The sequence below is a fragment of the Streptomyces subrutilus genome (genome assembly GCF_008704535.1).
In the GTDB taxonomy this organism is placed as follows: domain Bacteria; phylum Actinomycetota; class Actinomycetes; order Streptomycetales; family Streptomycetaceae; genus Streptomyces; species Streptomyces subrutilus.
The window spans coordinates 6,036,064-6,062,849 of record NZ_CP023701.1; the positions used below are offsets into that span (position 1 = coordinate 6,036,064).

The following is a 26,786-nucleotide window of genomic DNA, read 5'->3' on the forward strand; positions in this document are numbered from 1 at the left end:
AGGCGTCGCGGGCCCGGCACGATCCGAAAGAGACGGCCTAGGCCCCCGGCTGCGCGGTGTCAGCGGAAGGCGGTCGCGCGGACCGCTCCGCCGCACAGGGCGAACTCGCCGCCGTCGGACGGGGCGACCTGGAGACGGGCGCCCGCGACGCCCACGACGAGCGACGGGGCCACGGTCGGGTCGGCGCCGGAGGCGCAGTAGCCGTCCGCCTCGCCGCGGACCGGGGTGAAGGCGAGCACCGTGACGGCCTTGCCCCCGGTGGCCAGGTGCACCGCGCGGGCCGCGCCCTGGTGGGTGACGGCCAGCGGCTTGTTGCGGTCCGGCGAGCCCTGGCCCGCGAGGGCCACCGTCGGGAAGCCGCGCAGTTCGCACGGCGCGCCCTTGTTGACCACCGTGAACCGCACCTGCGCACCGGTGCGCTGCGCCGCCCCGGCCGTGAGCTGGGCGGCCTTGCAGGCCGCCGCCGGGGCCGCGGGGGCCGCGGCGGCCACCGCGGTGGCCGCCGCCGGGCCGGCCAGCAGCAGGGCCGCCGCCGGGCCGGCCAGCAGCAGGGCCGTCGCCGTCGCGGCCAGGGCCGCTCTCCTCGTGGACCTCATGGGGGTCTCCTCTCGGTACCGGCAGGGCCCCCTCCACCACCATCCCACGGGGCCCGCGCGGCGGCGCTACGGACCGGTCGCGGCCCGCGAGAAGGACGCCATGCGCAGGCCCGGCACCGGGGAGAAGTCGGCCCCGCGGACGAAGCCGAGGCGCTCGTACAGCCGCAGCGCGGGGGCGTTGGCGGCGCCGGTGGCGACCTCGACGGGGCGGTCCGCGAACACTCCGGCCAGCGCGTGCTCCAGCAGCAGCGAGGCGACGCCCCGGCGGAACCGGGCCGGATCCACGCACAGCCGGTCCACCCGCACCGGGCCGCCGCGCACCGGGGCGTCCGGCTCCCGTGCCCAGGCGAGGAAGCCCGCGAGCGCACCCTCCGCGGACACCGCGCCCAGCCAGTGCAGCGGCCGCGCGCGCAGCTCGGCGAGGCTCTCGCGCAGGGCCGGGATGCCGTCGAAGCCGATCAGCTCCGCCTCCACGCCGTACGCGGCCCGACCGATCCGGTGCACGGCGGCGGCGGTGGCCGCGTCGGCCAGGTCCAGCGGGCGGACGTGTGCGGGCGGCGGCATGCGGGCCCCTCCGGTGGTCGGCAGCGGCCCCACGCTACCGGTGGGCGGACGGGCGGGCCGCGGCCGGGGCGGGCCCGCCCGTAACCGTTTACCGGCGCGGCGCTCGGCTCGGTACGATTCACGGGCGCAGTGTTCGCTCGCGCACCCCCTGAGTCAGGAGAGACCGGTGTCAGACGTCCGTGTGATCATCCAACGCGATTCCGAGCGGGACGAGCGCGTGGTGGCCACGGGCACTACGGCGGCGGAGCTCTTCGCCGGCGAGCGCACCATCGTGGCCGCGCGCGTCGACGGTGAGCTGAAGGACCTCGCGTACGAGGTGAAGGACGGCGAGAGCGTCGAGCCGGTGGAGATCTCCTCCGAGGACGGCCTGAACATCCTGCGCCACTCGACCGCCCACGTCATGGCGCAGGCCGTGCAGGAGCTGTTCCCCGAGGCCAAGCTGGGCATCGGCCCGCCGGTCCGGGACGGCTTCTACTACGACTTCGACGTCGAGCGGCCCTTCACCCCCGAGGACCTCAAGGTCATCGAGAAGAAGATGCAGGAGATCCAGAAGCGCGGGCAGCGCTTCGCCCGCCGCGTGGTCTCCGACGAGGCCGCCCGCGAGGAGCTCGCGGACGAGCCGTACAAGCTGGAGCTCATCGGCATCAAGGGTTCCGCGTCCACCGACGACGGCGCGGACGTGGAGGTGGGCGGCGGCGAGCTGACCATCTACGACAACCTGGACGCCAAGACCGGTGACCTGTGCTGGAAGGACCTCTGCCGGGGACCCCACCTGCCCACCACCCGGAACATCCCCGCGTTCAAGCTGATGCGCAACGCGGCCGCCTACTGGCGCGGCAGCGAGAAGAACCCGATGCTCCAGCGCATCTACGGCACCGCCTGGCCGTCCAAGGACGAGCTGAAGGCGCACCTCGACTTCCTCGCCGAGGCCGAGAAGCGCGACCACCGCAAGCTCGGCGTCGAGCTCGACCTCTTCTCCGTCCAGGACGAGATCGGCTCCGGCCTCGCCGTCTTCCACCCGCGCGGCGGCACCATCCGCCGGGTCATGGAGGACTACTCGCGCCGCCGGCACGAGCAGGAGGGCTACGAGTTCGTCTACACCCCGCACGCCACCAAGGGCGCCCTCTTCGAGAAGAGCGGCCACCTGGACTGGTACGCGGAGGGCATGTACCCCCCCATGCAGCTCGACGGTGGTACCGACTACTACCTCAAGCCCATGAACTGCCCGATGCACAACCTGATCTTCGACGCGCGCGGCCGCTCCTACCGCGAACTGCCGCTGCGCCTCTTCGAGTTCGGCACCGTGTACCGGTACGAGAAGTCGGGCGTCGTGCACGGCCTGACCCGCTCGCGCGGCTTCACCCAGGACGACGCGCACATCTACTGCACCAAGGAGCAGATGGCGGCGGAGCTCGACCGCACCCTGACCTTCGTGCTGAACCTGCTCCGCGACTACGGTCTGACCGACTTCTACCTGGAGCTGTCGACCAAGGACCCGGAGAAGTTCGTCGGCTCGGACGAGGTCTGGGAAGAGGCCACCGAGACCCTGCGCCAGGTCGCCGAGAAGCAGGGCCTGCCGCTGGTCCCGGACCCGGGCGGCGCCGCGTTCTACGGCCCGAAGATCTCGGTGCAGTGCCGCGACGCCATCGGCCGCACCTGGCAGATGTCGACCGTGCAGCTGGACTTCAACCTGCCGGAGCGCTTCAACCTGGAGTACACCGGCCCGGACGGCTCGCGCCAGCGCCCGGTCATGATCCACCGCGCGCTCTTCGGCTCCATCGAGCGCTTCTTCGCCGTCCTGCTGGAGCACTACGCGGGCGCCATGCCGCCGTGGCTGGCGCCGGTCCAGGCCGTCGGCATCCCGATCGGCGACGGGCACGTGGAGTACCTGCAGGAGTTCGCCGCCGAGGCGAAGAAGAAGGGCCTGCGGGTCGAGGTGGACGCCTCCTCCGACCGCATGCAGAAGAAGATCCGCAACCACCAGAAGCTCAAGGTCCCGTTCATGATCATCGTCGGTGACGAGGACATGGCCGCGGGCACCGTCTCCTTCCGCTACCGCGACGGTTCGCAGGAGAACGGCATCGCCAAGGACGAGGCGCTGGCCAAGCTGGCGCAGGTCGTCGCGGACCGCGTCCAGGTCTGATCCACGGCGCCCCGCACGGGCCGGGCTCCCGGAAAGTGATCACTTTCCGGGGGCCTTCCTCGTTCGCCGGAGCGAGGTCATATGCTGCGTCCTATGACGATTGAGCCGGAGCAGCAGGTCGGTGTGGGCACGCAGGACGCGTTCCAGCGTCTGTGGACGCCCCACCGGATGGCCTACATCCAGGGGGAGAACAAGCCGACCGGCCCGGAGGCCGGGGACGGCTGTCCCTTCTGCGCGCTTCCGGACCTGTCCGACGAGGACGGGCTGATCGTCGCGCGCGGCACGCACGTCTACGCGGTGCTGAACCTCTACCCGTACAACGGCGGCCACCTGATGGTCGTCCCGTTCCGGCACGTCGCGGACTACACCGAGCTGGACGACGCGGAGACGGCCGAGCTCGCGGAGCTGACGAAGCGGGCCATGACCGCGCTGCGCAAGGCCTCCGGGGCGCACGGGTTCAACATCGGCATGAACCAGGGCGCGGCCGCCGGCGCCGGCATCGCCGCCCACCTGCACCAGCACATCGTGCCCCGCTGGGGCGGGGACACGAACTTCATGCCGGTGGTCGGCCACACCAAGGTGCTGCCCCAGCTCCTCGCGGACACCCGCCGGATGCTCGCCGACGCCTGGCCCGTCGACTAGCACGCCCCGTGGCACGTCCCGGTGGGGGAGAGCACCGGGACGACGTGCTCGGCACGGTCCGAGGGCGACGGCCTAGGCCGTCTCTTTCGGATCTTGCCGGGCCCGCGACGCCTGGCACCGTGCCTGGCCGCACTGCCGAGGCGACCACGTACGTCCAGTACGCGAGCGCCCCGGCAGCACGCCCAGGCACGGCACCAGACGCCGCGGGCTCGGCCGACAAGATCCGAAAGAGACGACCTAGCCGTCGTACACGTCCGCCTTGCGCGGGGACGGCTCCTGGACCATGCCGCTCATGATCGAGGAGCGGGTGCTGAAGCGTTCGGTGTCGACGCCGTTCTCCTCCAGGACCTTGAAGGCCGCGGCGTGCACCGAGCGCAGTACCGGCGCCACCGTGCGCAGGGCGTCGTCGGCCATGAAGCGGTGGCGCCACATCGAGCCGGCCCACACGTGGCGGACGCCGAAGGGCTCGGGCAGGACCAGCTTCCCGCCGAGGTGCTCCAGGAGCGGCGGGTACCAGGTGAGCGGGGCCCGCACGGCCAGGCGCACGACCTCGTTCGCGTCCACCAGCGGCAGCCGCCGCTCCGTGGTCTCCCAGAAGCGGATGCTCTTGGGCACCTCCACCGAGGGGGTCTTCGACTTCGAGGTGAACAGGCCGTGGACCGGGCCGAGGGCGTGCGCGGTCACGTCCACGCGCAGGGTTTTGTAGAGCACGGTCACGGTCACCAGCATCGTGATGACCAGCTGGCCGTCCCAGAGCGGGTACTGGATGCCCAGGTAGTGCCGGTTGCCCGCGTTGAACTGCTGCTCGTTGCAGATCCGGGTCACTTCGTGCGGCTTGACCAGGAAGGTGTCGATGTTCTCGCCGGTGGGCCGGGCCACCTCGCCCGCGCCCTCGCCGACCGGGGTGACGATCCAGTGCTGGATCGAGGCGGGCGGGAAGCCGCCCGTGTGCAGGGGGCCGCGCTCCAGCTTGCGGAGCTGGGCGTCGATCGCGCGTATGACGTCCCAGCTGCGGAACGGGTGGATCTCGCCGCCCTCCGCCTTCGGCACGAGCTCCTCGGCCATCTGCCAGCTGCCCCAGCGGGTGCCCATGCCGAGGATGCCCTTGGAGCCCGCGTAGAAGACGGAATTGCTGCGGTCCTCGGCGGTGAGCTTGGCGAGCTGGTGGCGCAGGTCCTCGCGGGCCTTCTCGTCCGGGTTGCCCGGTACGGCGTCCGGGATCTTGGCGGCGACGCCGCCGCCCGACAGCAGCCCGTCCCAGCGGGAGCGCAGGTCGGCCGCGGTGGACTCGCAGATCCGCCGGGCCAGGAACCAGCCCACGGCCGGTGCGATGATCATCGCGCGGAGGTATATGCCGAGGAAGCCCGTGAACGGCAGCCGGAACATCAGGACGGCCACCAAGAGGGCCACGCCCACCAGGAGCGCGGTGCCCATCCATGACGCCCGCTTGCCGCCCGAGGCGAGGGACTTGCGGAGCTGGAAGAGGCCGAGCCACAGGAGCAGCCCGGGCAGGAAGACCACGCCGCAGACCAGCACGATCAGCCGGAGCTTGCGGTCGCGCTCCCTGCGGATGTGGGAGGCGGCCAGACAGTGCTCGACGACGGTCTGCGGGTCCGCCCCGAAGGACTGGATCAGCGGCTTGCGGCCGGGGCCGAGGGTGCGGGCCTCGACGGCGCGGCAGAAGGCCTCGCCGAGGCTGGGCTCGAAGAGGGAGAGCCTCGGGGGCTTGACCGTGGAGGCGTGCTGGTCGCTGTTGGCCCCGAGGATCGCCTCCAGCTTGGTGTCCTGCGCGCCGTCCCGATACGCGGCCGAGGCCAGCGCGTTGGTCGCCGCGGTCTGCCCACCGCCCCCCTGCAGGGGAACCTGGGCTCCGGGCCTGAAGTCGAATCCGTCGTCCGCCACCGCTGCCCCCATCACTGTCCGCCGTGCTCTTCGGTGCGCCGACGAGCCTATCGGCGGTTCCCGCCCCGTGGTCATGGGACAGGGAAATGCCGCCCACCGCAAGCGGGTTGGATGGGCGGTTGATCCACTGCCGTGCCAACTGTCTTCCCCGTCAGGACCGTTCGCGCACCTTCTCGGCCAGCTGGGGCGGTACGGGTTCGTGGCGGACGTAGGCCCGGGTGAACAGGCCGGTGCCGTGCGAGACGGAGCGCAGCTCGATCGCGTAGCGGCCGATCTCGGTCTCGGGGACCTCGGCCCGCACCCGGCTGCGCCCGGGACCGGCCTGCTCGGTGCCCACCACGCGGCCGCGGCGGCCCGCCAGGTCGCTCATGACCGGGCCCACGTACGCGTCGGGGACCACGACGGCCAGCTCGGCGACGGGTTCCAGCAGCTGGACCCGGCCCTGCGCGGCGGCCTCCCGCAGCGCCATGGCCCCGGCGGTCTGGAAGGCGGCGTCGGAGGAGTCCACCGCGTGCGCCTTGCCGTCGAGCAGCGTGACGCGGACGTCGACCAGGGGGTGGCCGGCGCCGAGGCCGCGGGCGGCCTGGGCCCGTACGCCCTTCTCCACGGACGGGACGAACGGGCGGGGCACGGACCCGCCCACCACCTTGTCGACGAACTCGACGCCGCTGCCCGGCGGGAGCGGCTCGACCTCGATCTCGCAGACGGCGAACTGGCCGTGGCCGCCGGACTGCTTGACGTGCCGGCCGCGGCCGGCGGCCCTGGCGCCGAAGGTCTCGCGCAGGCCGACCTTGTGCGGGACCGGGTCCACCCGGACGCCGTAGCGGGTGCGCAGCCGCTCCAGCGCGACGTCCTGGTGGGCCTCGCCCAGGCACCACAGGACCAGCTGGTGGGTGAGCGGGTTCTGCTCCAGCCGCAGCGTGGGGTCCTCGGCGACCAGGCGGGCCAGGCCCTGCGAGAGCTTGTCCTCGTCGGCCTTGCCGTGGGCCTCGACGGCGAGGGGCAGCAGCGCGTCGGGCACCGCCCAGGGCTCCATCAGGAGCGGCCGGTCCCGGGACGAGAGGGTGTCGCCGGTCTCGGCGCCGGTCAGCCGGGCCACGCAGGCGAGGTCGCCGGCGACGCACCGGTCCAGGGGGCGCTGCTGCCGCCCGAAGGGCGAGGTGAGCGTGCCCACGCGCTCGTCCGTCCCGTGCGGGGCGCGGTCCTCGTGGGCGCGGCCGGCCGCCCCGTGCCCGCAGACGTGGACGGGGGCGTCGGGGCGCAGGGTGCCCGAGAAGACGCGGACCAGGGAGACCCGGCCGACGTACGGGTCGGAGGAGGTCTTGACGACCTCGGCGAGCAGCGGCCCGTCGGGGTCGCAGACGACCTCGGGGCGGGCCGCGCCGTCCGGGCCGGTGACGGCGACGGCGGCGCGCTCCAGGGGGGTCGGAAACCCTCCGGTCACCAGTTCGAGCAGCTCCACGGTGCCCAGCCCCTGCCGGGCGCCGGCGGCCGCCGGCGCGGCGAACAGGACGGGGTGGAAGGTGCCCCGGGCGACGGCGCGCTCCAGGTCGTCGACGAGGGTCCCGAGGTCGACGTCCTCGCCGCCCAGGTAGCGGTCCATCAGGGTCTCGTCCTCGCTCTCGGCGATGATCCCCTCGATGAGGCGGGAGCGGGCGCCGTCGATGAGGGCGCGCTCGGCCGGCTCCGGGTCGCGCTCGGTGCGCTCGCCGGAGGAGTAGTCGTACACGCGCTCGGAGAGCAGGCCGAGGAGGCCGGTGACGGGGGCGTGGCCGTCGGGGCCGGCGGGCCCGTGCAGCGGCAGGTAGAGCGGGAGGACGGCGTCGGGGTCGTCGGCGCCGAAGGCCTCGCCGCAGACGTCCGTCATCCGGGCGTAGTCGGCGCGGGCGGCCTCCAGGTGGGTGACGACGATGGCGCGGGGCATCCCGACCGCCTCGCACTCGTCCCAGACCATCCGGGTCGCGCCGGACAGGCCCTCGGCGCCGTCGGCGGCCGAGACCACGAACAGGGCCGCGTCCGCGGCGCGCAGACCGGCCCTGAGTTCTCCGACGAAGTCGGCGTATCCCGGCGTGTCCAGGACGTTTATCTTCATTCCGCCCCAGGTGACGGGGACGAGGGACAGCTGTACGGAGCGCTGCCTCCGGTGTTCGATCTCGTCGTAGTCGGAGACGGTGGCGCCGTCCTCGACGCGTCCGGCCCGGCCCACCGCACCGGCGGTCAGGGCCAGGGCCTCGACCAGGGTGGTCTTGCCGGACCCGCTGTGGCCGACCAGCACGACGTTGCGCACGGACGAGGGATGGTCGGCCGTCGGCGCCCTGCCGGCGGCTCCGGATTGGTGTGATGTGGCTCCCATGGTGTTCGTGCCTCCCGATGGTGTCGGTGAGGAGGGGAATACGGGGTTCTTCGAGCTTTGCACCGGTGTCACACCGCGTCCATACGTCGTACCGCGTGCGTACGGCCGGCCCACCACGAGGCGTCGGTGGGATGAAGTACGCCCCGCCCGGCCCCGACCGGCGGGTGCGCGGCGTCCGGGAGGGCGGCGTGCTGGCTACGATGGGCCAGCCGGTGGCCGTGGTGGCCGTGCGGCCCAGCGACCCTCCGGGAAGGCCATGCTGAACAAGTACGCGCGTGCATTCTTCACGCGTGTTCTCACGCCATTCGCCGCATTTCTGCTCCGGCGGGGGGTGAGCCCGGACGCGGTCACCCTGATCGGCACGGCCGGAGTGATGGCCGGAGCGCTGGTCTTCTTCCCCCGGGGAGAGTTCTTCTGGGGCACCATCACCATCACCCTCTTCGTCTTCTCCGACCTGGTGGACGGGAACATGGCCCGCCAGGCCGGCATCTCCAGCCGGTGGGGGGCGTTCCTCGACTCCACCCTCGACCGCGTCGCCGACGCGGCCATCTTCGGCGGCTTCGCGCTCTGGTACGCGGGCACCGGCGACGACAACGCGCTGTGCGCGGTGGCGATCTTCTGCCTGGCCAGCGGCCAGGTGGTCTCGTACACCAAGGCGCGCGGCGAGTCGATCGGGCTGCCGGTGGCCGTCAACGGACTCGTGGAGCGCGCCGAGCGGCTGGTCATCTCGCTGGTCGCGGCCGGCCTCTCCGGACTGCAGACCTTCGGGGCGCCGTCCTGGATCGGGGTGCTGCTGCCGGTCGCGCTGTGGATCGTCGCGGCGGGCTCGCTGGTCACGCTGGTCCAGCGGGTGGTCACCGTACGCCGCGAATCGGCCGAGGCCGACGCCGCCGCGGCCACCGCCGAAGGGGGCGCCGCCTGATGGGCACCGCACGGGACAAGCTGGTCGACGGGCTGTACGGGCTCGGCTGGGCCGGGGTCAAGAAGCTGCCGGAGCCGGCCGCGGTCGCCCTCGGCCGCCGCATCGCGGACTTCGCGTGGAAGCGGCGCGGCACGAGCGTGCTGCGCCTGGAGTCCAACCTGGCCCGGGTCGTCCCCGACGCCGGGCCCGAGCGGCTGCGCGAGCTGTCGCGGGCCGGCATGCGCTCGTACATGCGGTACTGGATGGAATCCTTCCGGCTGCCGGCCATGGACCCGGGCCGGTTCTCCACCGACGTCGAGATGAAGGACGAGCACATCCTGCGCGAGGCCCTCGCCTCCGGGCGCGGGGTCGTCGTCGCCCTCCCGCACCTCGCCAACTGGGACCTCGCCGGCGCCTGGGCCATCGGCCACATCGGAGTCCCGTTCACCACCGTCGCCGAGCGGCTCAAGCCCGAGACCCTCTACGACCGCTTCGTGGCCTACCGCGAGAGCCTGGGCATGGAGGTCCTGCCGCACAACGGCGGTGCCGCCTTCGGCACCCTGGCCCGCCGGCTGCGCTCCGGCGGGCTCGTCTGCCTCGTCGCGGACCGGGACCTGTCGGCCTCCGGCATCGAGGTGGACTTCTTCGGCGCCACGGCCCGCATGCCCGCCGGCCCGGCCCTGCTGGCCCAGCAGACGGGCGCGGTCCTGCTCCCGGCGACCCTGTACTACGGGGACACGCCCAAGATGTACGGCCGGATCCACCCGGCGGTGGAGGTGCCCGAGGCCGGGACCCGGATCGAGAAGACCGCGGTGATGACCCAGGGCGTCGCCGACGCCTTCGCCACCGGCATCGCCGAGCACCCCGAGGACTGGCACATGCTCCAGCGCCTGTGGCTGGACGACCTGGAGGAGCGCCCGTAGTGAAGATCGGCATCGTGTGCCCGTACTCGTGGGACGTGCCGGGCGGCGTCCAGTTCCACATCCGCGACCTGGCGGAACACCTGATCCGCAGCGGCCACGAGGTGTCGGTGCTGGCCCCGGCCGACGACGAGACCCCGCTGCCGCCCTACGTGGTCTCGGCGGGACGGGCGGTGCCGGTGCCGTACAACGGGTCGGTGGCCCGGCTGAACTTCGGGTTCCTCTCCGCGGCCCGGGTGCGCCGCTGGCTGCACGACGGCGTCTTCGACGTCATCCACATCCACGAGCCCGCCTCGCCCTCGCTGGGGCTGCTGTCCTGCTGGGCCGCGCAGGGCCCCATCGTGGCCACCTTCCACACCTCCAACCCGCGCTCGCGGGCCATGATCGCCGCGTACCCGATCCTGCAGCCGGCACTGGAGAAGATCAGCGCCCGGATCGCGGTGAGCGAGTACGCGCGCCGGACCCTGGTCGAGCACCTGGGCGGGGACGCCGTGGTGATCCCCAACGGGGTCGACGTGGACTTCTTCGCCCGGGCCGAGCCCAAGCCCGAGTGGGGCGGCCGGACCCTCGGCTTCATCGGCCGCATCGACGAACCCCGCAAGGGGCTGCCGGTGCTGATGGCCGCCTTCCCGAAGATCGTCGAAGCCTGCCCGGACGTCCGGCTGCTCGTGGCCGGCCGCGGCGACGAGGAGGAGGCCGTCGCCTCCCTCCCGGCCGACCTCCGCTCCCGGGTCGAGTTCCTCGGCATGGTCTCGGACGAGGACAAGGCCCGGCTGCTGCGCAGCGTGGACGTCTACGTCGCCCCCAACACCGGCGGCGAGAGCTTCGGCATCATCCTCGTCGAGGCCCTGTCGGCGGGCGCCGCGGTCCTGGCGTCGGACCTGGACGCCTTCGCCCAGGTCCTGGACCAGGGCGGCGCGGGCGACCTCTTCGCCAACGAGAACGCCGACGCCCTCGCGGCCGGCGCGATCGCCCTGCTGCGCGACCCGGCCCGCCGCGCCGAACTGAGCGCCCGCGGCTCCGCGCACGTGCGCCGCTTCGACTGGTCCACGGTCGGCGCGGACATCCTGGCGGTCTACGAGACGGTCACGGACGGCGCGGCGGCGGTCGCCGCCGACGAGCGCGTCCCGCTGCGCACCCGGCTGGGCTTCTCGCGCGAGGCCTAGGCCGTGTCGTCGCGGGCCGGGCCGGGAGGGCCCGGCCCGCCCCCGGCCGCCCGTGCCCGTGAACCGGACCGCCCGCCCGCGCGGGGCCTTCCGCACGGGCGGGACGCGCGGGGCGCGGGAGCGGGAGGGTAGTGTCGCGGCCCGTGATCGAAACCCTTGTCTGGATCGCCCTGGCCCTCGGTGTCGTGGGGGTCTACCTCAGCTGGACCGCCGGCCGCCTCGACCGGCTGCACTCGCGGATGGACGCCGCGCGGGCCGCGCTCGACGCGCAGCTCGTGCGCCGGGCCTCCGTGGTGCTGGAGGTGGCCACCTCCGGCGTGCTCGACCCCGCCTCCTCCCTGGTGCTCTACGAGGCCGCGCACGCCGCCCGCCAGGCCGAGGAGGAGCACCGCGAGGTCGCCGAGAGCGAGCTCAGCCAGGCCCTGCGGGCGGTCTTCGCCGACGCCGACCAGGTGGAGGCGCTCAAGGCGGCCCCCGGCGGGGCCGAGGCCACCGAGGAGCTGGCCGCGGCCGTCCGCCGGGTTCCCATGGCGCGCCGCTTCCACAACGACGCCGTACGGGCCGCCCGCGCCCTGCGTCGGCACCGCAAGGTCCGCTGGTTCCGACTGGCCGGGCACGCGCCCTTCCCGCTCGCCTTCGAGATGGACGACGAGCCCCCGGCGTACCTGGCGGACCGGCCGGTCTGAACCGGGCGGGGGCCGGAGGGACGGACGGGCGGACGAGGCGGACGGGCGCACGGGCGCACGGGCCGATCCGGGTCGCGGTGGCGTGGTAAAGGGCCGCGCGGGACAAGTCGAGGGGCCACCGGCTCCACATTGGCCCTTGCTGTGGACTGGTCGGTGGGGTTTTCTCGGCCCAGTAGCAGTCGTCGTTCCCTCCGCATTCCCTTCGAGTGAGGTCACCCCGTGAGCACGCTTCCCACCTCCCCCCAGTCCGCTGAGTCGGCCATCGGCACCTCCCGCGTGAAGCGCGGCATGGCCGAGCAGCTCAAGGGCGGCGTGATCATGGACGTGGTCAACGCCGAGCAGGCGAAGATCGCCGAGGACGCCGGCGCCGTGGCCGTCATGGCCCTGGAGCGGGTCCCGGCCGACATCCGCAAGGACGGCGGCGTCGCCCGCATGTCCGACCCCAACATGATCGAAGAGATCATCGAGGCCGTCTCGATCCCCGTCATGGCCAAGTCCCGCATCGGCCACTTCGTCGAGGCCCAGGTGCTCCAGTCCCTCGGCGTCGACTACATCGACGAGTCCGAGGTCCTGACCCCGGCCGACGAGGTCAACCACTCCGACAAGTGGGCCTTCACCACCCCCTTCGTCTGTGGCGCCACCAACCTGGGCGAGGCCCTGCGCCGCATCGCCGAGGGCGCGGCCATGATCCGCTCCAAGGGCGAGGCCGGCACCGGCAACGTCGTCGAGGCCGTCCGCCACCTGCGCCAGATCAAGAACGAGATCGCCCGCCTGCGCGGCTACGACAACAACGAGCTCTTCGCCGCCGCCAAGGAGCTGCGCGCCCCGTACGACCTGGTCAAGGAGGTCGCCGAGCTCGGGAAGCTCCCGGTCGTGCTGTTCTCCGCCGGTGGCGTCGCCACCCCGGCCGACGCCGCGCTGATGCGCCAGCTCGGTGCCGAGGGCGTCTTCGTCGGCTCCGGCATCTTCAAGTCGGGCGACCCGGCCAAGCGCGCCGCCGCCATCGTGAAGGCCACCACCTTCTTCGACGACCCGAAGATCATCGCGGACGCCTCCCGCAACCTGGGCGAGGCCATGGTCGGCATCAACTGCGACACCCTCCCCGAGTCCGAGCGCTACGCCAACCGCGGCTGGTAACCGGTCATGACCCGTACCCCCGTGATCGGTGTCCTGGCCCTCCAGGGCGACGTACGGGAGCACCTGATCGCCCTGGCCGCGGCGGACGCCGTGGCCAGGCCGGTCCGGCGTCCCGAGGAACTCGCCGACATCGACGCCCTCGTGATCCCCGGCGGCGAGTCCACGACCATGTCGAAGCTCGCCGTGCTGTTCGGCATGCTGGAGCCGCTGCGCGAGCGCGTCCGCGCCGGCCTGCCCGTCTACGGCACCTGCGCCGGCATGATCATGCTGGCCGACAAGCTCCTCGACGGCCGCGAGGACCAGGAGACGCTCGGCGGGATCGACATGATCGTCCGCCGCAACGCCTTCGGCCGCCAGAACGAGTCCTTCGAGGCGAAGGTCGACTTCGCGGGCATCGGGGGCGGCGCCGTCGAGGGCGTGTTCATCCGCGCCCCGTGGGTCGAGTCCGTCGGCGCGGCCGTCGAGGTCCTCGCCACGTACGACGGCCACACGGTCGCCGTGCGCCAGGGCAACGTCCTGGCCACCTCGTTCCACCCCGAGCTCACCGGCGACGACCGCGTCCACGCGTACTTCGTCGACATGGTGCGCGCGGGGCTGTGACCGGGTCCCGGTAGGATCCGAGGCGAACATTGTTGGTGACGCGAAGGAGACAGGCAGATGTCCGGCCACTCTAAATGGGCTACGACGAAGCACAAGAAGGCCGTGGTTGACGCCAAGCGCGGCAAGCTCTTCGCGAAGCTGATCAAGAACATCGAGGTCGCGGCCCGGATGGGCGGCGCCGACATCGACGGCAACCCGACCCTCTTCGACGCCATCCAGAAGGCCAAGAAGAGCTCGGTCCCGAACAAGAACATCGACTCCGCGGTCAAGCGCGGCGGCGGCCTGGAGGCCGGCGGCGCCGACTACGAGACGATCATGTACGAGGGCTACGGCCCGAACGGCGTCGCGGTGCTCATCGAGTGCCTCACCGACAACCGCAACCGCGCCGCGTCCGACGTGCGCGTCGCGATGACCCGCAACGGCGGCTCGATGGCCGACCCGGGCTCGGTCTCGTACCTGTTCAACCGCAAGGGCGTCGTCATCCTGCCCAAGGGCGAGCTCTCCGAGGACGACGTCCTGGAGACGGTGCTGGAGGCGGGTGCCGAGGAGGTCAACGACCTCGGCGACAGCTTCGAGATCATCAGCGAGGCCACTGACATGGTCGCGGTCCGCACCGCGCTCCAGCAGGCGGGCATCGACTACGACTCGGCCGACTCGAACTTCCTGCCGACCATGCAGGTCGAGCTGGACGAAGAGGGCGCGCGCAAGATCTTCAAGCTGATCGACGCGCTGGAGGACAGCGACGACGTGCAGAACGTCTTCGCCAACTTCGACGTCTCGGACGAGGTCATGGAGAAGGTCGACGCGTAACGGCGTCCACCGCCCACCCTTCGAACGGCGGGCCGACGGGGACACACCCCGGCGGCCCGCCGTCGCGTTGTGCGCGATGTCGGTGGGGCCCGATAGCCTGCACGAACACGGACGGGCGATCGAACGGACAGGGGGCAGGGTGCGGGTACTCGGTGTGGACCCCGGGCTGACGCGGTGCGGTGTCGGCGTGGTCGACGGAGTCGCCGGACGGCCCCTCACCATGATCGCGGTCGGGGTCGTCCGCACCCCGGCCGACGCCGAACTCGGCCACCGGCTCGTCGCCATCGAACAGGGCATCGAGGAGTGGCTCGACACCCACCGGCCCGAAGTCGTCGCCGTGGAGCGGGTGTTCAGCCAGCACAACGTCAGCACCGTGATGGGCACCGCCCAGGCGAGCGCCGTGGCCATGCTCTGCGCGGCCCGCCGCGGCATACCCGTCGCCCTGCACACCCCGAGCGAGGTCAAGGCCGCCGTCACCGGCAGCGGCCGCGCCGACAAGGCCCAGGTCGGCGCGATGGTCACCCGGCTGCTGAGGCTGGCCGAGCCGCCCAGGCCCGCCGACGCCGCCGACGCCCTCGCCCTCGCCATCTGCCACATCTGGCGCGCCCCCGCCCAGAACCGCCTCCAGCAGGCGGTCGCCCTGCACGCCTCGAAAGGCCGTACCCGATGATCGCCTTCGTCAGCGGCCCGGTCGCCGCGCTCGCCCCCGCCCTGGCCGTCATCGAGGTCGGGGGAGTGGGCATGGCCGTGCACTGCACGCCGAACACGATCGCCGGACTGCGCACGGGGGAGCCGGCCCGGCTGGCCACCTCCCTGGTCGTGCGGGAGGACTCCCTCACCCTGTACGGCTTCGCCGACGACGACGAGCGGCAGGTCTTCGAACTGCTGCAGACAGCGAGCGGCGTCGGCCCCCGGCTGGCCCAGGCCATGCTCGGCGTGCACAGCCCCGACGCGCTGCGGGCCGCCGTCGCCACCGGCGACGAGAAGGCGCTGACGGCGGTGCCCGGCATCGGGAAGAAGGGCGCCCAGAAGCTCCTCCTGGAACTGAAGGACAAGCTGGGGGCCCCGCTGGGCACCAGCGGCCTCGTCGGCGCCCAGCGCGCCGCCGCCACCGGCCCCGCACCCTGGACCGAGCAGCTGGCCGCCGCGCTCATCGGGCTCGGCTACGCCTCCCGCGAGGCCGAGGAGGCCGTCTCCGCGGTCACCCCGCAGGCCGAGGAGGCCATCGCCGCCGGCGGCGCGGCCCCCGTACCGCAGCTCCTGCGGGCCGCCCTGCAGACGCTGAACCGGGCCCGCTAGCCGCGCGCCGGCGCGCCCGGCGCGCGGCTAGCGGGCCCGGCGGGCCTCGGCCGCCCCCACCGCGACCGACCCGCACAGACCCCGTACGCACCGAGAAGGCAGACATTCGTGAACTGGGACGACGACACCGAGGCCACCGCCGAAGCCGACCGCCTCGTCGCGGCCTCGGCGGACGGCGAGGACACCGCCGTCGAAGCGGCGCTGCGCCCCAAGGACCTCGGTGAGTTCGTCGGCCAGGAGAAGGTCCGCCAGCAGCTCGACCTCGTCCTCAAGGCGGCCCGCCAGCGCGGGGCCACCGCCGACCACGTCCTGCTCTCCGGCGCGCCCGGCCTCGGCAAGACCACCCTTTCGATGATCATCGCGGCCGAGATGGGCGCCCCCATCCGGATCACCTCCGGCCCCGCCATCCAGCACGCCGGCGACCTCGCCGCGATCCTCTCCTCCCTCCAGGAGGGCGAGGTCCTCTTCCTCGACGAGATCCACCGCATGTCGCGGCCCGCCGAGGAGATGCTCTACATGGCCATGGAGGACTTCCGCGTCGACGTGATCGTCGGCAAGGGCCCCGGCGCCACCGCGATCCCGCTGGAGCTGCCCCCCTTCACCCTGGTGGGCGCCACCACCCGGGCCGGCCTGCTGCCCCCGCCGCTGCGCGACCGCTTCGGCTTCACCGGGCACATGGAGTTCTACGCGCCCGAGGAGCTGGAGCGCGTCCTGCACCGCTCCGCGCGGCTGCTCGACGTGGAGATCGACACGGCCGGCGCCGCCGAGATCGCCGGCCGCTCCCGCGGCACCCCGCGCATCGCCAACCGGCTGCTGCGCCGGGTCCGCGACTACGCCCAGGTCCGCGCCGACGGCGTGATCAACCGCGAGGTGGCCGGTACCGCCCTCCAGGTGTACGAGGTCGACGGGCGCGGGCTCGACCGGCTCGACCGGGCCGTGCTGGAGGCGCTGCTCAAACTGTTCGGCGGCGGCCCCGTCGGCCTGTCCACGCTGGCCGTGGCCGTGGGGGAGGAGCGGGAGACCGTCGAGGAGGTCGCCGAGCCGTTCCTGGTCCGCGAGGGCCTGCTGGCGCGGACCCCGCGGGGACGGGTGGCGACGCCCGCCGCATGGGCCCACCTGGGACTCGTACCGCCCCGGCAGGGCGGGAGCGGATCAAGCGGACAACAGGGCCTCTTCGGGGCCTGACGGCGCGGACGTTCGCCCCCTCAGGAACTGCGATGCCATGCTGGGCGTTGTTCCATCGGTGCGGACTCGCCTAGACTCCGCCGATGCCGACCCTTCGGGTCGGCATGCCCACCCCCGTAGAAAAGGCCGCCGTCCGCGTGCGGTCGTGCGAAGGATCTCCGTCCCGTGAATCTCGTGACCTTCCTCCCGTTCATCGTGCTCATCGGGGCGATGTTCCTGATGACCCGCTCCGCCAAGAAGAAGCAGCAGGCGGCCGCGCAGATGCGCAACGACATGACGCCCGGCACCGGTGTCCGCACCATCGGCGGCATGTACGCCACGGTGAAGGAGATCGGGGACGACACCGTCACCCTTGAGGTGGCCCCCGGCGTCCACGCCCTGTACGCGAAGAACTCCATCGGCGCCGTCCTGGAGGACGAGGAGTACAACCGCATCGTCCACGGCACCGCGGACGTCACCCCGACCGACACGCCGGTCGTACCGGACGACGCGTCCTCGCTGACCGAGGCCCCCAAGGCCGACCTCACCAAGGACGAGGGCGAGGCTCCCAAGCTCGACCTGGGCAAGAAGGACGACTCCGAGGACGACGGACCCAAGGACGGCCGGACCGACGGCGAGGCCGGCGCGAAGTAGCGCGCGGCCGGGGACCGCGGGGGCGCCTGACCGGCGGCCGTCGCGGTTCCGGTCAGTGACCCACTTCTGCGGGGGGCAGGGGTCCCCACCACACATTTCGTGGCCGTCCGCGCGCTGACCCGGCGCGGGGCGGTTGGACAGGGAGAAACGACAAGGTGGCAGCACCGAACAAGGGCCGGCGGCCCACGGGGGCTCAGGGGAGGCCGGGGCGCGCCCTGGCGATCATCCTGATCGCGATGGTGGCGCTCACCGCGGGGATGTTCCTCTCGAAGCAGACGACTCCCCGGCTCGGCATCGACCTCGCGGGCGGCACGAGCATCACGCTCAAGGCCAAGAGCGAGCCCGGCAAGCCGGACGCGATCAACGAGACCAACATGAACACGGCGGTCGGCATCATCGAGCGCCGCGTCAACGGTCTCGGCGTCTCCGAGGCCGAGGTCCAGACGCAGGGCAAGGACCACATCATCGTCAACATCCCCAAGGGGATGAACGAGAAGCAGGCCCGCGAGCAGGTCGGCACCACCGCCCAGCTCTACTTCCGCCCGGTCATCGCCTTCGCCGACGGCGCACCCGCCGTGCCCGAGGGCACCCCGAGCCCGGCCCCTTCCGCCAGCGGCTCGGGCGCTCCCAAGGCCGAGGGCAGCACCTCGCCCACGCCCTCCCCGTCGTCCAGCGCCACTTCCCAGGGCCGCGCGCTCAGTGAGGCCCTCAAGGCCCCGAACGCCCCCTCTCCCTCGCCCACGGCGAGCGAGTCGAAGAAGGCAGACGACAAGGCCCCGTCGCCCTCCGCGTCCACGACGCCGGGTCCCGACGAGGCCGCGGCGGCCGACCTGCAGGCCAAGTTCGCCAAGCTCGACTGCACCGACGAGGCGCAGCGCGCCGCCGTCAAGGGCGCCAAGCCCGAGGAGCCCACGCTCGCCTGCGGCCAGCGCGGCGGCACCTGGGGCAAGTGGGTCCTCGGCCCGGCCGGCGTCGAGGGCAAGAACGTCAAGAGCGCCAAGGGCGTCATCGACCCGCAGTCGGGTCAGTGGATCGTCACGATGGACTTCAACGACAAGGGCAGCGACGACTTCGCGAAGGTCACCGGGGAGCTCGCCGCCAAGCAGCCCCCGCAGAACCAGTTCGCGATCGTCCTCGACGGCGAGGTCGTCTCCGACCCGTCCGTGAGCACCGCGATCACCGGCGGCAACGCCCAGATCTCCGGCGGCTTCACCCAGCAGTCCGCGCAGGACCTGGGCAACATGCTCTCGTACGGCGCCCTGCCGCTCTCCTTCAGCGAGGACAGCGTCACCACCGTCACCGCCGCCCTCGGCGGCGAGCAGCTGCGCGCCGGCCTGATCGCCGGAGCCATCGGCCTGCTCCTCGTCGTGATCTACCTGCTGGTCTACTACCGCGGACTGGCCTTCGTGGCCATCGTCAGCCTCATGGTCTCGGCGGTGCTGACCTACACGATCATGGCGCTGCTCGGCAAGGGCATCGGATTCGCGCTGAACCTGCCCGCGGTCTGCGGCGCGATCGTGGCCATCGGCATCACGGCGGACTCGTTCATCGTCTACTTCGAACGCATCCGCGACGAGATCCGCGAGGGCCGCACCCTGCGACCGGCCGTCGAGCGCGCGTGGCCGCGCGCCCGGCGCACCATCCTGGTCTCCGACTTCGTGTCGTTCCTGGCGGCCGCGGTGCTCTTCATCGTCACCGTCGGCAAGGTGCAGGGCTTCGCCTTCACCCTGGGGCTGACCACCCTGCTCGACGTGGTCGTGGTGTTCCTCTTCACCAAGCCGATCATGACGCTGCTGGCCCGCACCACCTTCTTCGCCAGCGGTCACCCGTGGTCCGGGCTGGACCCGAAGCGGCTCGGCGCCAAGCCCCCGCTGCGCCGGTCCCGCCGCACCGGTTCCGCCCCCGCACCCGTCGACGTAAAGGAGGCGTGAGAGATGTCGAAGCTGGGAGATCTCGGCGCCAAGCTGTACCGCGGTGAGGTCGGCTACGACTTCGTCGGCAAGCGCTTCCTCTGGTACGGCGTTTCCATCCTGATCACCATCACGGCGATCGTGGCCCTGGCCGTACAGGGCCTCAACATGGGCATCGAGTTCAAGGGCGGAGCCGTCTTCACCACCCCGAAGACGGCCGTCTCGGTCGCCAAGGCCACCGAGGACTCGGAGGCGGCCTCCGGCCACGACGCGATCGTCCAGGAGCTCGGCACCGGCGGCCTGCGCATCCAGATCTCCGGTCTGGACACCAACGCCGCGGCGGACGTGAAGAAGCAGCTCGCCACCGACCTCAAGGTCAACGAGGCGGACATCAACGCGGACCTGGTCGGCCCCAGCTGGGGCGAGCAGATCGCGAACAAGGCCTGGACGGGCCTCGGCATCTTCATGGTGCTCGTGGTGATCTACCTGGCCATCGCCTTCGAGTGGCGGATGGCCGTCGCCGCCCTCATCGCCCTGATCCACGACCTCACGATCACCGTCGGCGTGTACGCGCTGGTCGGCTTCGAGGTCACCCCGGGCACGGTCATCGGTCTGCTGACGATCCTCGGTTACTCCCTCTACGACACCGTCGTCGTCTTCGACGGTCTCAAGGAGGGCTCGAAGGACATCACGAAGCAGACCCGCTTCACCTACAGCGAGATCGCCAACCGCAGCATCAACGGCACGCTGGTCCGCTCGATCAACACGACGGTCGTGGCGCTGCTCCCGGTCGGCGCGCTGCTCTTCATCGGCGGCGGCTTCCTGGGCGCCGGCATGCTGAACGACATCTCGCTGTCGCTGTTCGTCGGTCTCGCGGCCGGTGCGTACTCCTCGATCTTCATCGCGACCCCGCTGGTCGTGGACCTCAAGGAGCGCGAGCCGGCGATGAAGGCCCTCAAGAAGCGGGTGCTCGCCAAGCGGGCGGCCGGGGCCGACAGGGGCGACTCCGCGGACGGCGGCCCCGAGGGCTCCGACGAGCCGCAGGCCGTCGCGCCGGGCCGGCCGGGACGGCGCCGATGACGGCGGCGCTCCCGCAGTCCGCGCGCGAGCTGCTGCTCAGCCGGATCAGGGACGTACCGGACTACCCGAAGCCGGGTGTGATGTTCAAGGACATCACCCCGCTGCTGGCGGACCCGAAGGCGTTCGCCGCGCTGACGGACGCGCTGGTGGAGCTCGCCGGGCGGTACGGCGCGACGAAGATCGTCGGGCTGGAGGCGCGGGGGTTCATCCTGGCGGCTCCGGTGGCCGTGCAGGCCGGGATCGGCTTCGTGCCGGTGCGCAAGGCGGGCAAGCTGCCCGGCGCCACGCTCGCGCAGTCCTACGAGCTGGAGTACGGGACCGCGGAGATCGAGGTCCACGCCGAGGACCTGTCGGCCGGTGACCGGGTCATGGTCATCGACGACGTGCTGGCCACCGGCGGCACCGCCGGCGCCTCGCTGGAGCTGATCCGGCGGGCCGGAGCGGAGGTCGCGGGCGTGGCGGTCCTGATGGAGCTGTCGTTCCTGCCGGGGCGCAAGCGGCTGGACGGGGCGCTCGGCGGGGCACCGCTGGACGCGCTGATCGTGGTCTGATCGGACCCCGTGCGCGGTTTCGGATCGCATCCGAACGCGTCTGGGCGCGTCTGTGACCGTGCCTGACCGAAGCTGTTCGCGAAGCGGCGGCCACCCGGGACCTCCGGGTGGCCGCCGCTTCGTGCGTCGGGCCCCGGCCGGGCGTCGCCGGTCGGCTCCCGCGGCCGGGAACCCGTACCGGGACCGCCCGGGCCCGGGCTCGGCGAACGGCCTGGCGCAACCCTCGCTACCATGGGTTATCCGGACCTGACCGGGGCACCGGATCCTCCCCCCGGACGCCGCCCGGGGGGACCCCCAGAGGAGCGCTCTTGCCAGACGAGGTCCAGCCAATCTCCGCCGCGCAGCCCGACCCGCAGGCCGAGCCGGCCGCGGCACCCGCCGCCACGCCCCCGCCGGCCCCGCCGGTCAAGCCCGCGCCGGCGAAGTCGGCCGGGTCCTCCAACCGGGTGCGCGCCCGTCTGGCGCGCCTCGGCGTGCAGCGCTCCAACCCGTACAACCCGGTGCTGGAACCGCTCCTGCGCATAGTCCGCAGCAACGACCCGAAGATCGAGACGTCGACGCTGCGCCAGCTCGAACAGGCCTACCAGGTCGCCGAGCGCTGGCACCGCGGCCAGAAGCGCAAGAGCGGCGACCCCTACATCACCCATCCGCTCGCGGTGACGACCATCCTCGCCGAGCTCGGGATGGACCCGGCCACCCTCATGGCCGGCCTGCTGCACGACACCGTCGAGGACACCGAGTACGGGCTGGAGGACCTGCGCCGCGACTTCGGCGACGCGGTGGCCCTGCTCGTCGACGGCGTCACCAAGCTCGACCGGGTCAAGTTCGGCGAGGCCGCGCAGGCCGAGACCGTGCGCAAGATGGTCGTCGCCATGGCCAAGGACCCGCGCGTCCTGGTCATCAAGCTCGCCGACCGCCTGCACAACATGCGCACCATGCGCTACCTCAAGCGGGAGAAGCAGGAGAAGAAGGCCCGCGAGACCCTGGAGATCTACGCCCCGCTGGCGCACCGGCTGGGCATGAACACCATCAAGTGGGAGCTGGAGGACCTCGCCTTCGCGATCCTCTACCCCAAGATGTACGACGAGATCGTCCGGCTGGTCGCCGAGCGCGCCCCCAAGCGCGACGAGTACCTCGCCGTGGTCACGGACGAGGTCCAGGCCGACCTGCGGGCCGCCCGCATCAAGGCCACCGTCACCGGGCGCCCCAAGCACTACTACAGCGTCTACCAGAAGATGATCGTCCGCGGCCGCGACTTCGCGGAGATCTACGACCTGGTCGGCATCCGCGTCCTGGTGGACACCGTCCGGGACTGCTACGCCGCCCTCGGCACGGTGCACGCGCGGTGGAACCCGGTCCCCGGCCGGTTCAAGGACTACATCGCGATGCCCAAGTTCAACATGTACCAGTCGCTGCACACGACGGTCATCGGGCCCAGCGGCAAGCCCGTCGAGCTGCAGATCCGCACCTTCGACATGCACCGCCGCGCCGAATACGGCATCGCCGCGCACTGGAAGTACAAGCAGCAGACCGTCGCCGGCACCTCCAAGGTGCGCACCGACGTCCCGCAGGCCGCCAAGGGCAGCGCCGGCCACGACACGGTCAACGACATGGCCTGGCTGCGCCAGCTGCTGGACTGGCAGAAGGAGACCGAGGACCCCGGTGAGTTCCTCGACTCGCTGCGCTTCGACCTCTCCCGCAACGAGGTCTTCGTCTTCACGCCCAAGGGCGACGTGATAGCGCTGCCCGCCGGCGCCACGCCCGTGGACTTCGCGTACGCCGTCCACACCGAGGTCGGTCACCGGACCATAGGGGCCCGGGTCAACGGCCGCCTCGTCCCGCTCGAATCCACCCTCGACAACGGCGACCTGGTCGAGGTGTTCACCTCCAAGGCGGAGGGCGCGGGCCCGTCCCGGGACTGGCTGGGCTTCGTCAAGTCCCCGCGCGCCCGCAACAAGATCCGCGGATGGTTCTCCAAGGAGCGCCGCGACGAGGCCATCGAGCAGGGCAAGGACGCCATCGCGCGCGCCATGCGCAAGCAGAACCTGCCGATCCAGCGCATCCTCACCGGCGACTCCCTGGTCACCCTCGCCCACGAGATGCGCTACCCGGACATCTCCTCCCTGTACGCGGCGATCGGCGAGGGCCACGTGGCCGCGCAGGGCGTCGTGCAGAAGCTGGTGCAGGCCCTCGGCGGCGAGGAGGCGGCCAACGAGGACATCGAGGAGAGCATCCCGCCGGCCCGCGGCCGGAGCAAGCGCCGCAACAACGCGGACCCGGGGGTCGTGGTCAAGGGCGTCGACGACGTGTGGGTCAAGCTGGCCCGCTGCTGCACCCCGGTGCCCGGCGACCCGATCATCGGCTTCGTCACGCGCGGCAGCGGCGTCTCGGTGCACCGCGCGGACTGCGTCAACGTGGACTCGCTGTCCCAGCAGCCCGAGCGGATGCTGGAGGTCGAGTGGGCGCCCACCCAGTCCTCCGTCTTCCTCGTGGCCATCCAGGTCGAGGCGCTGGACCGCTCCCGGCTGCTGTCGGACGTCACCCGCGTCCTGTCCGACCAGCACGTCAACATCCTCTCGGCGGCCGTGCAGACCTCCCGCGACCGGGTGGCCACCTCGCGGTTCACCTTCGAGATGGGCGACCCCAAGCACCTCGGGCACGTCCTGAAGGCCGTACGGGGTGTGGAGGGCGTCTACGACGTCTACCGTGTGACCTCAGCACGGAGGCCCTGACCGCCGTACACGCCGAAGCCGCCCCGGGGGGAACACGTGGCCGCAGTCTTTCCGCGCGCGCTCACCGCGCGGTTCAGCCCGCAGTCCGTGCTCGGCCGGGGCGGCATGGGCACGGTCTTCGCCGCGCGGGACCTGAAGCTGGGGCGGCGGGTCGCCGTCAAGCTGCTCACCACCCACGGGCAGGTGGGCGCCGAGGCCGCCGAGCGCTTCGAGGCCGAGGGCCGGGCCCTGGGACGGATCAGCCACCCGTCCGTCGTGGCCGTGTACGACACGGGCTTCGCCGACGGGGCCCCCTACCTGGTCATGGAGTTCCTGGACGGCACCGACGTCACCGACCTCGTCGGCCGGACCGGCCGGCGGACCGCGGAGCAGGCCCGGCACATCGCGCTGGAGACGCTGGCGGGGCTGGAGGCCGCGCACGACAGCGGCGTCCTGCACCGGGACGTGAAGCCCTCCAACATCAGGGTCACCGCGAGCGGCCGGGTGGTCCTGCACGACTTCGGCCTGGCCCGGCTGAGCGACCAGGACGCGGTCACCGCGCCGGGCGAGCTGATCGGGACACCCCTGTACATGGCCCCGGAGATCGTCACGGGCCGGCCGCCGTCGGCCGCCTCCGACGTCTACGGGGTCGGGCTCTGCCTCTACTTCATGCTGACGGGGACCGTGCCCTTCGGCGCCCCGGACGGCACCGTCGCCTCGCTGCTCGACCAGGTCGTCTACCGCGGCCTCCCCCCGCTGCGGCAGCACGTGCCGGGGGTGTCCCGCGCGATCGAGGAGGCCGTGGGCGCCCTCGCCGCCCGGGACCCGGTGCTGCGCCCCGGCACCGCCGCCGCGGCCGCCGCCGTGATCCGCGCCGGATTCCCGCCCGAGCTCCGGCCCGCCGAGCCCCGGTCCGCCGAGCCCGGGCCCGCCGAGCCCGCAGCCGTCCGGGACCGGGACGCGCGCACGTCGGAGACCGCCCACGAGAGCGCCCCCGTCGCGCTGCCCGGGCCGGGACCCGGCGCGGACCGGCACCGGGACCGGGAGCCGGCCCCGCGCCCCGAGGCGCAGCCGCGGTACGACTGGCGGGCCGTCGACGTCGTCCCGGCGCGCCGGCCGGCCGCCGAGCAGCCCGCCCTCAGCGACGTCACCCGGCGCCTCTTCCACAGCCGGATGACCGAGCGCACGGCCCTCTCCCGGCAGCGCGAGGCCGTCGGCCTGGTCCTGCGCGGCGACCTCCGGGAGGCCGCCGACGTGCTCGCCGGCGTCGCCCCGTACTGCCACGAGACGCTCGGAGCCGACCACCCCACCACGCTCGCCTGCCAGTACTGGCAGGCGGTCTGCCACGCCCGGCTGGGCGCGCCCGACAAGGCGGTGGAGCTCTTCGCCCGGGTCAGCGCCCACAACGGACAGGAGAGGGACACCGATGACGCATGAGCTCGCATTACGGGTCGACGAGCGCGGCCCGGGCGCCGGGGCGGAGGACGAACTCCGCTCCCTGCTGCGCTGGCTGACCGCAGACGAGACCCTGGCCGGCGGCCTGCGCACCCGGCTCGTCCACGACCCCGACGGGGCGCCCGACACCGACGTCGCCGCCGAACCCATGGGATTCGGCCTCGACCTGCTCCAACTGGCCGTCGGCAGCGGCCTGTCCACCGGCTCGCTGGTCTTCGCCGTACTCCAGTGGCAGGCCTCCCGGCGCCCCGCACCCGACCTGACCGTGCGGCGCGGCGACTACGAGGTCCGGCTGACCGGCGACGCCGCCCGCGACCCCGACGCGCTGGCCCGGGTCCTCGCCGCCCTGGAACCGGCGGACGCCACGGGAGCCGGGGACGATGACGGGACTGCCTGACCCGGCGGCCTCCCGGGCGGTCCTCGTCGGCAGCTCCGCCTACCGCCACCTGCCCGCCCTCCCCGCCGTCGAGGCCAACGTCAAGGACCTCGGCGCCGAGCTGTGCGACGCCACCGTCTGGGGCCTGCCCGAACAGCACTGCACCCTCGTCCGGGACCCCCAGCACCCCGCCGAGCTGATCGACCCGGTCCTGCGCGCCGGCGAGGAGGCCACCGACACCCTGATCGTCTACTACGCCGGGCACGGGATGCGGGACACCGACTCCACCGACCTCTACCTGGCCCTGCACGGCTCCCGCGAGAACACCGGCTACACCGCCGTGGCCTACCAGCACGTCCGCTCCGCCCTGCGCGCCTCCCGGGCCCGGCGCAAGATCGTCCTGCTCGACTGCTGCTTCAGCGGCCGGGCCGCCCGCACCCTCGCCGGGGAGCAGCACGAGCTGGCCGGCCAGGTCGCCGTCGACGGCGCGTACGTCCTCACCGCCTCCCCGCGCGACCGGGTGGCCCTCGCGCCCGACGGCGAGCGCCACACCGCCTTCACCGGCGAACTGCTGACCATCCTGCGCGACGGCATCCACGACGGGCCCGAACTCCTCGACCTCGACATCCTGCACCGCACCCTGGCCGCCCGGCTGCGCGTCAAGAACCGGCCGCAACCGCAGTGCTCGCAGGAGAACGGCATCGGCCGGCTCCGGCTGGTCCGCAACCGCGCCCGGGCCGTGCGCGGCGCGCCGGCCGGGCCCGTCCTGGCCGCCGACGTCCGCACCGCCATGGTCTCCGCGGGCCTCGGCCTCGCCCGTACCCTGCGCGCCGCCGGCCGCACCCGCGACGCCCTGCCCGTGCTGCGCCTGGCCCTGCGCGAGCGGCTCCCCGACGGCGAGGGGAACCTGCTCGCCGCCCAGCTGGAACTGGCCGACATGCTGGAGGAGACCGGCCAGACCCGCGAGGCCATCGAGGTGCTGGAACAGGCCTTCCAGCAGGTCCACCGGTTCTACGGGGCCGAGGCCGTCCGCGTGTGCCGGCGCCTCGCCGCGCTGCTCCAGGAGTCCGGGAACCACCTCCAGGCCTGCGAGGTGCTCGAACACGCCCTGGACCTCCTCCAGGACGGCAGCCGGGCCGCGGGATAGCCCGGCGCGGCCCGCGCGC

The 26,786-nt window shown here is 72.8% G+C and carries 24 protein-coding genes; 20 read left to right on the top strand and 4 right to left on the bottom strand.

The features are described 5' to 3' along the window. Positions 1-59 precede the first annotated feature (59 nt). Together CP968_RS26840 and CP968_RS26845 are read right to left on the bottom strand one after the other, a co-directional pair. Positions 60-596 carry a DUF4232 domain-containing protein gene (locus CP968_RS26840; RefSeq protein ID WP_150520439.1) on the bottom strand — a complete coding sequence of 179 codons (537 nt, stop codon included), beginning with the start codon at positions 594-596 and terminating at the stop codon, positions 60-62. Between the two features lie 66 nt (positions 597-662). Next, positions 663-1,160: a GNAT family N-acetyltransferase gene (locus tag CP968_RS26845; RefSeq protein ID WP_150520440.1), complete on the bottom strand. Its 498-nt coding sequence runs from the start codon at positions 1,158-1,160 to the stop codon at positions 663-665. A 166-nt stretch (positions 1,161-1,326) separates the two neighbouring features. On the opposite strand from CP968_RS26845, the gene thrS reads away from it, so the two are divergent. Together thrS and CP968_RS26855 are read left to right on the top strand one after the other, a co-directional pair. Then, a complete protein-coding gene (gene thrS / locus CP968_RS26850) occupies positions 1,327-3,303 on the top strand; it encodes a threonine--tRNA ligase (RefSeq protein ID WP_150520441.1) in 1,977 nt (658 codons plus the stop codon). Positions 3,304-3,384: 81 nt separating this feature from the next. Then, complete coding sequence (locus tag CP968_RS26855) at positions 3,385-3,945, top strand: HIT family protein (protein WP_150520442.1); 561 nt, start codon at positions 3,385-3,387, stop codon at positions 3,943-3,945. Between the two features lie 237 nt (positions 3,946-4,182). On the opposite strand, the gene CP968_RS26860 is transcribed toward CP968_RS26855, so the two are convergent. Continuing rightward, positions 4,183-5,847, bottom strand: coding sequence for a hypothetical protein (locus CP968_RS26860; RefSeq protein WP_150520443.1), 1,665 nt, complete (start codon positions 5,845-5,847; stop codon positions 4,183-4,185). Positions 5,848-5,998: 151 nt separating this feature from the next. Then, a complete protein-coding gene (locus tag CP968_RS26865; RefSeq protein ID WP_150520444.1) occupies positions 5,999-8,200 on the bottom strand; it encodes an elongation factor G-like protein EF-G2 in 2,202 nt (733 codons plus the stop codon). A gap of 256 nt (positions 8,201-8,456) precedes the next feature. On the opposite strand from CP968_RS26865, the gene pgsA reads away from it, so the two are divergent. The 18 genes from pgsA to CP968_RS26955 all read left to right on the top strand — a co-directional run bounded on the left by pgsA (position 8,457) and on the right by CP968_RS26955 (position 26,767). Further along, a complete protein-coding gene (gene pgsA / locus CP968_RS26870) occupies positions 8,457-9,122 on the top strand; it encodes a phosphatidylinositol phosphate synthase (protein WP_150520445.1) in 666 nt (221 codons plus the stop codon). Beyond that, positions 9,122-10,024: a phosphatidylinositol mannoside acyltransferase gene (locus CP968_RS26875; RefSeq protein ID WP_150520446.1), complete on the top strand. Its 903-nt coding sequence runs from the start codon at positions 9,122-9,124 to the stop codon at positions 10,022-10,024. The genes pgsA and CP968_RS26875 overlap by 1 nt, the downstream gene beginning before the upstream one ends. After that, entirely contained in the window at positions 10,024-11,187 is a 1,164-nt protein-coding gene (locus CP968_RS26880) for a glycosyltransferase family 4 protein (RefSeq protein ID WP_150520447.1), read from the top strand. Before CP968_RS26875 ends, CP968_RS26880 begins: the two co-directional genes overlap by 1 nt. 143 nt (positions 11,188-11,330) lie before the next feature. Then, on the top strand, positions 11,331-11,873 hold the full coding sequence (locus CP968_RS26885; RefSeq protein WP_150520448.1) for a LemA family protein: 543 nt from the start codon (positions 11,331-11,333) through the stop codon (positions 11,871-11,873). A 219-nt stretch (positions 11,874-12,092) separates the two neighbouring features. Continuing rightward, positions 12,093-13,010, top strand: coding sequence for a pyridoxal 5'-phosphate synthase lyase subunit PdxS (gene pdxS, locus CP968_RS26890; protein WP_150520449.1), 918 nt, complete (start codon positions 12,093-12,095; stop codon positions 13,008-13,010). Positions 13,011-13,016: 6 nt separating this feature from the next. Continuing rightward, the gene (gene pdxT / locus CP968_RS26895) at positions 13,017-13,610 is read left to right on the top strand and encodes a pyridoxal 5'-phosphate synthase glutaminase subunit PdxT (protein WP_150520450.1); all 594 of its coding nucleotides are present in this window, start codon (positions 13,017-13,019) and stop codon (positions 13,608-13,610) included. A gap of 57 nt (positions 13,611-13,667) precedes the next feature. Then, a complete protein-coding gene (locus tag CP968_RS26900) occupies positions 13,668-14,420 on the top strand; it encodes a YebC/PmpR family DNA-binding transcriptional regulator (RefSeq protein WP_150520451.1) in 753 nt (250 codons plus the stop codon). Between the two features lie 139 nt (positions 14,421-14,559). Beyond that, on the top strand, positions 14,560-15,090 hold the full coding sequence (gene ruvC / locus CP968_RS26905; RefSeq protein ID WP_150520452.1) for a crossover junction endodeoxyribonuclease RuvC: 531 nt from the start codon (positions 14,560-14,562) through the stop codon (positions 15,088-15,090). Next, positions 15,087-15,719: a Holliday junction branch migration protein RuvA gene (gene ruvA / locus CP968_RS26910; protein ID WP_150520453.1), complete on the top strand. Its 633-nt coding sequence runs from the start codon at positions 15,087-15,089 to the stop codon at positions 15,717-15,719. The genes ruvC and ruvA overlap by 4 nt, the downstream gene beginning before the upstream one ends. 108 nt (positions 15,720-15,827) lie before the next feature. Next, entirely contained in the window at positions 15,828-16,904 is a 1,077-nt protein-coding gene (gene ruvB / locus CP968_RS26915) for a Holliday junction branch migration DNA helicase RuvB (RefSeq protein WP_150520454.1), read from the top strand. Positions 16,905-17,069: 165 nt separating this feature from the next. Further along, a complete protein-coding gene (gene yajC / locus CP968_RS26920; protein ID WP_150520455.1) occupies positions 17,070-17,537 on the top strand; it encodes a preprotein translocase subunit YajC in 468 nt (155 codons plus the stop codon). A gap of 155 nt (positions 17,538-17,692) precedes the next feature. Next, positions 17,693-19,468 carry a protein translocase subunit SecD gene (secD, locus tag CP968_RS26925; RefSeq protein ID WP_150520456.1) on the top strand — a complete coding sequence of 592 codons (1,776 nt, stop codon included), beginning with the start codon at positions 17,693-17,695 and terminating at the stop codon, positions 19,466-19,468. Positions 19,469-19,471: 3 nt separating this feature from the next. Then, positions 19,472-20,527 (top strand): protein translocase subunit SecF, encoded by a 1,056-nt coding sequence (secF, locus tag CP968_RS26930; protein ID WP_150520457.1) that lies wholly within the window; start codon positions 19,472-19,474, stop codon positions 20,525-20,527. After that, positions 20,524-21,078, top strand: a complete 555-nt coding sequence (locus CP968_RS26935; RefSeq protein WP_150520458.1) for an adenine phosphoribosyltransferase — start codon at positions 20,524-20,526, stop codon at positions 21,076-21,078. The genes secF and CP968_RS26935 overlap by 4 nt, the downstream gene beginning before the upstream one ends. A gap of 308 nt (positions 21,079-21,386) precedes the next feature. After that, the gene (locus CP968_RS26940; protein ID WP_150520459.1) at positions 21,387-23,810 is read left to right on the top strand and encodes a RelA/SpoT family protein; all 2,424 of its coding nucleotides are present in this window, start codon (positions 21,387-21,389) and stop codon (positions 23,808-23,810) included. 36 nt (positions 23,811-23,846) lie between these two features. After that, on the top strand, positions 23,847-25,226 hold the full coding sequence (locus CP968_RS26945; RefSeq protein WP_150520460.1) for a serine/threonine-protein kinase: 1,380 nt from the start codon (positions 23,847-23,849) through the stop codon (positions 25,224-25,226). After that, positions 25,216-25,641: an effector-associated constant component EACC1 gene (locus tag CP968_RS26950; RefSeq protein ID WP_150520461.1), complete on the top strand. Its 426-nt coding sequence runs from the start codon at positions 25,216-25,218 to the stop codon at positions 25,639-25,641. Before CP968_RS26945 ends, CP968_RS26950 begins: the two co-directional genes overlap by 11 nt. After that, positions 25,625-26,767 (top strand): caspase, EACC1-associated type, encoded by a 1,143-nt coding sequence (locus tag CP968_RS26955; RefSeq protein ID WP_150520462.1) that lies wholly within the window; start codon positions 25,625-25,627, stop codon positions 26,765-26,767. Before CP968_RS26950 ends, CP968_RS26955 begins: the two co-directional genes overlap by 17 nt. Positions 26,768-26,786 lie beyond the last annotated feature (19 nt).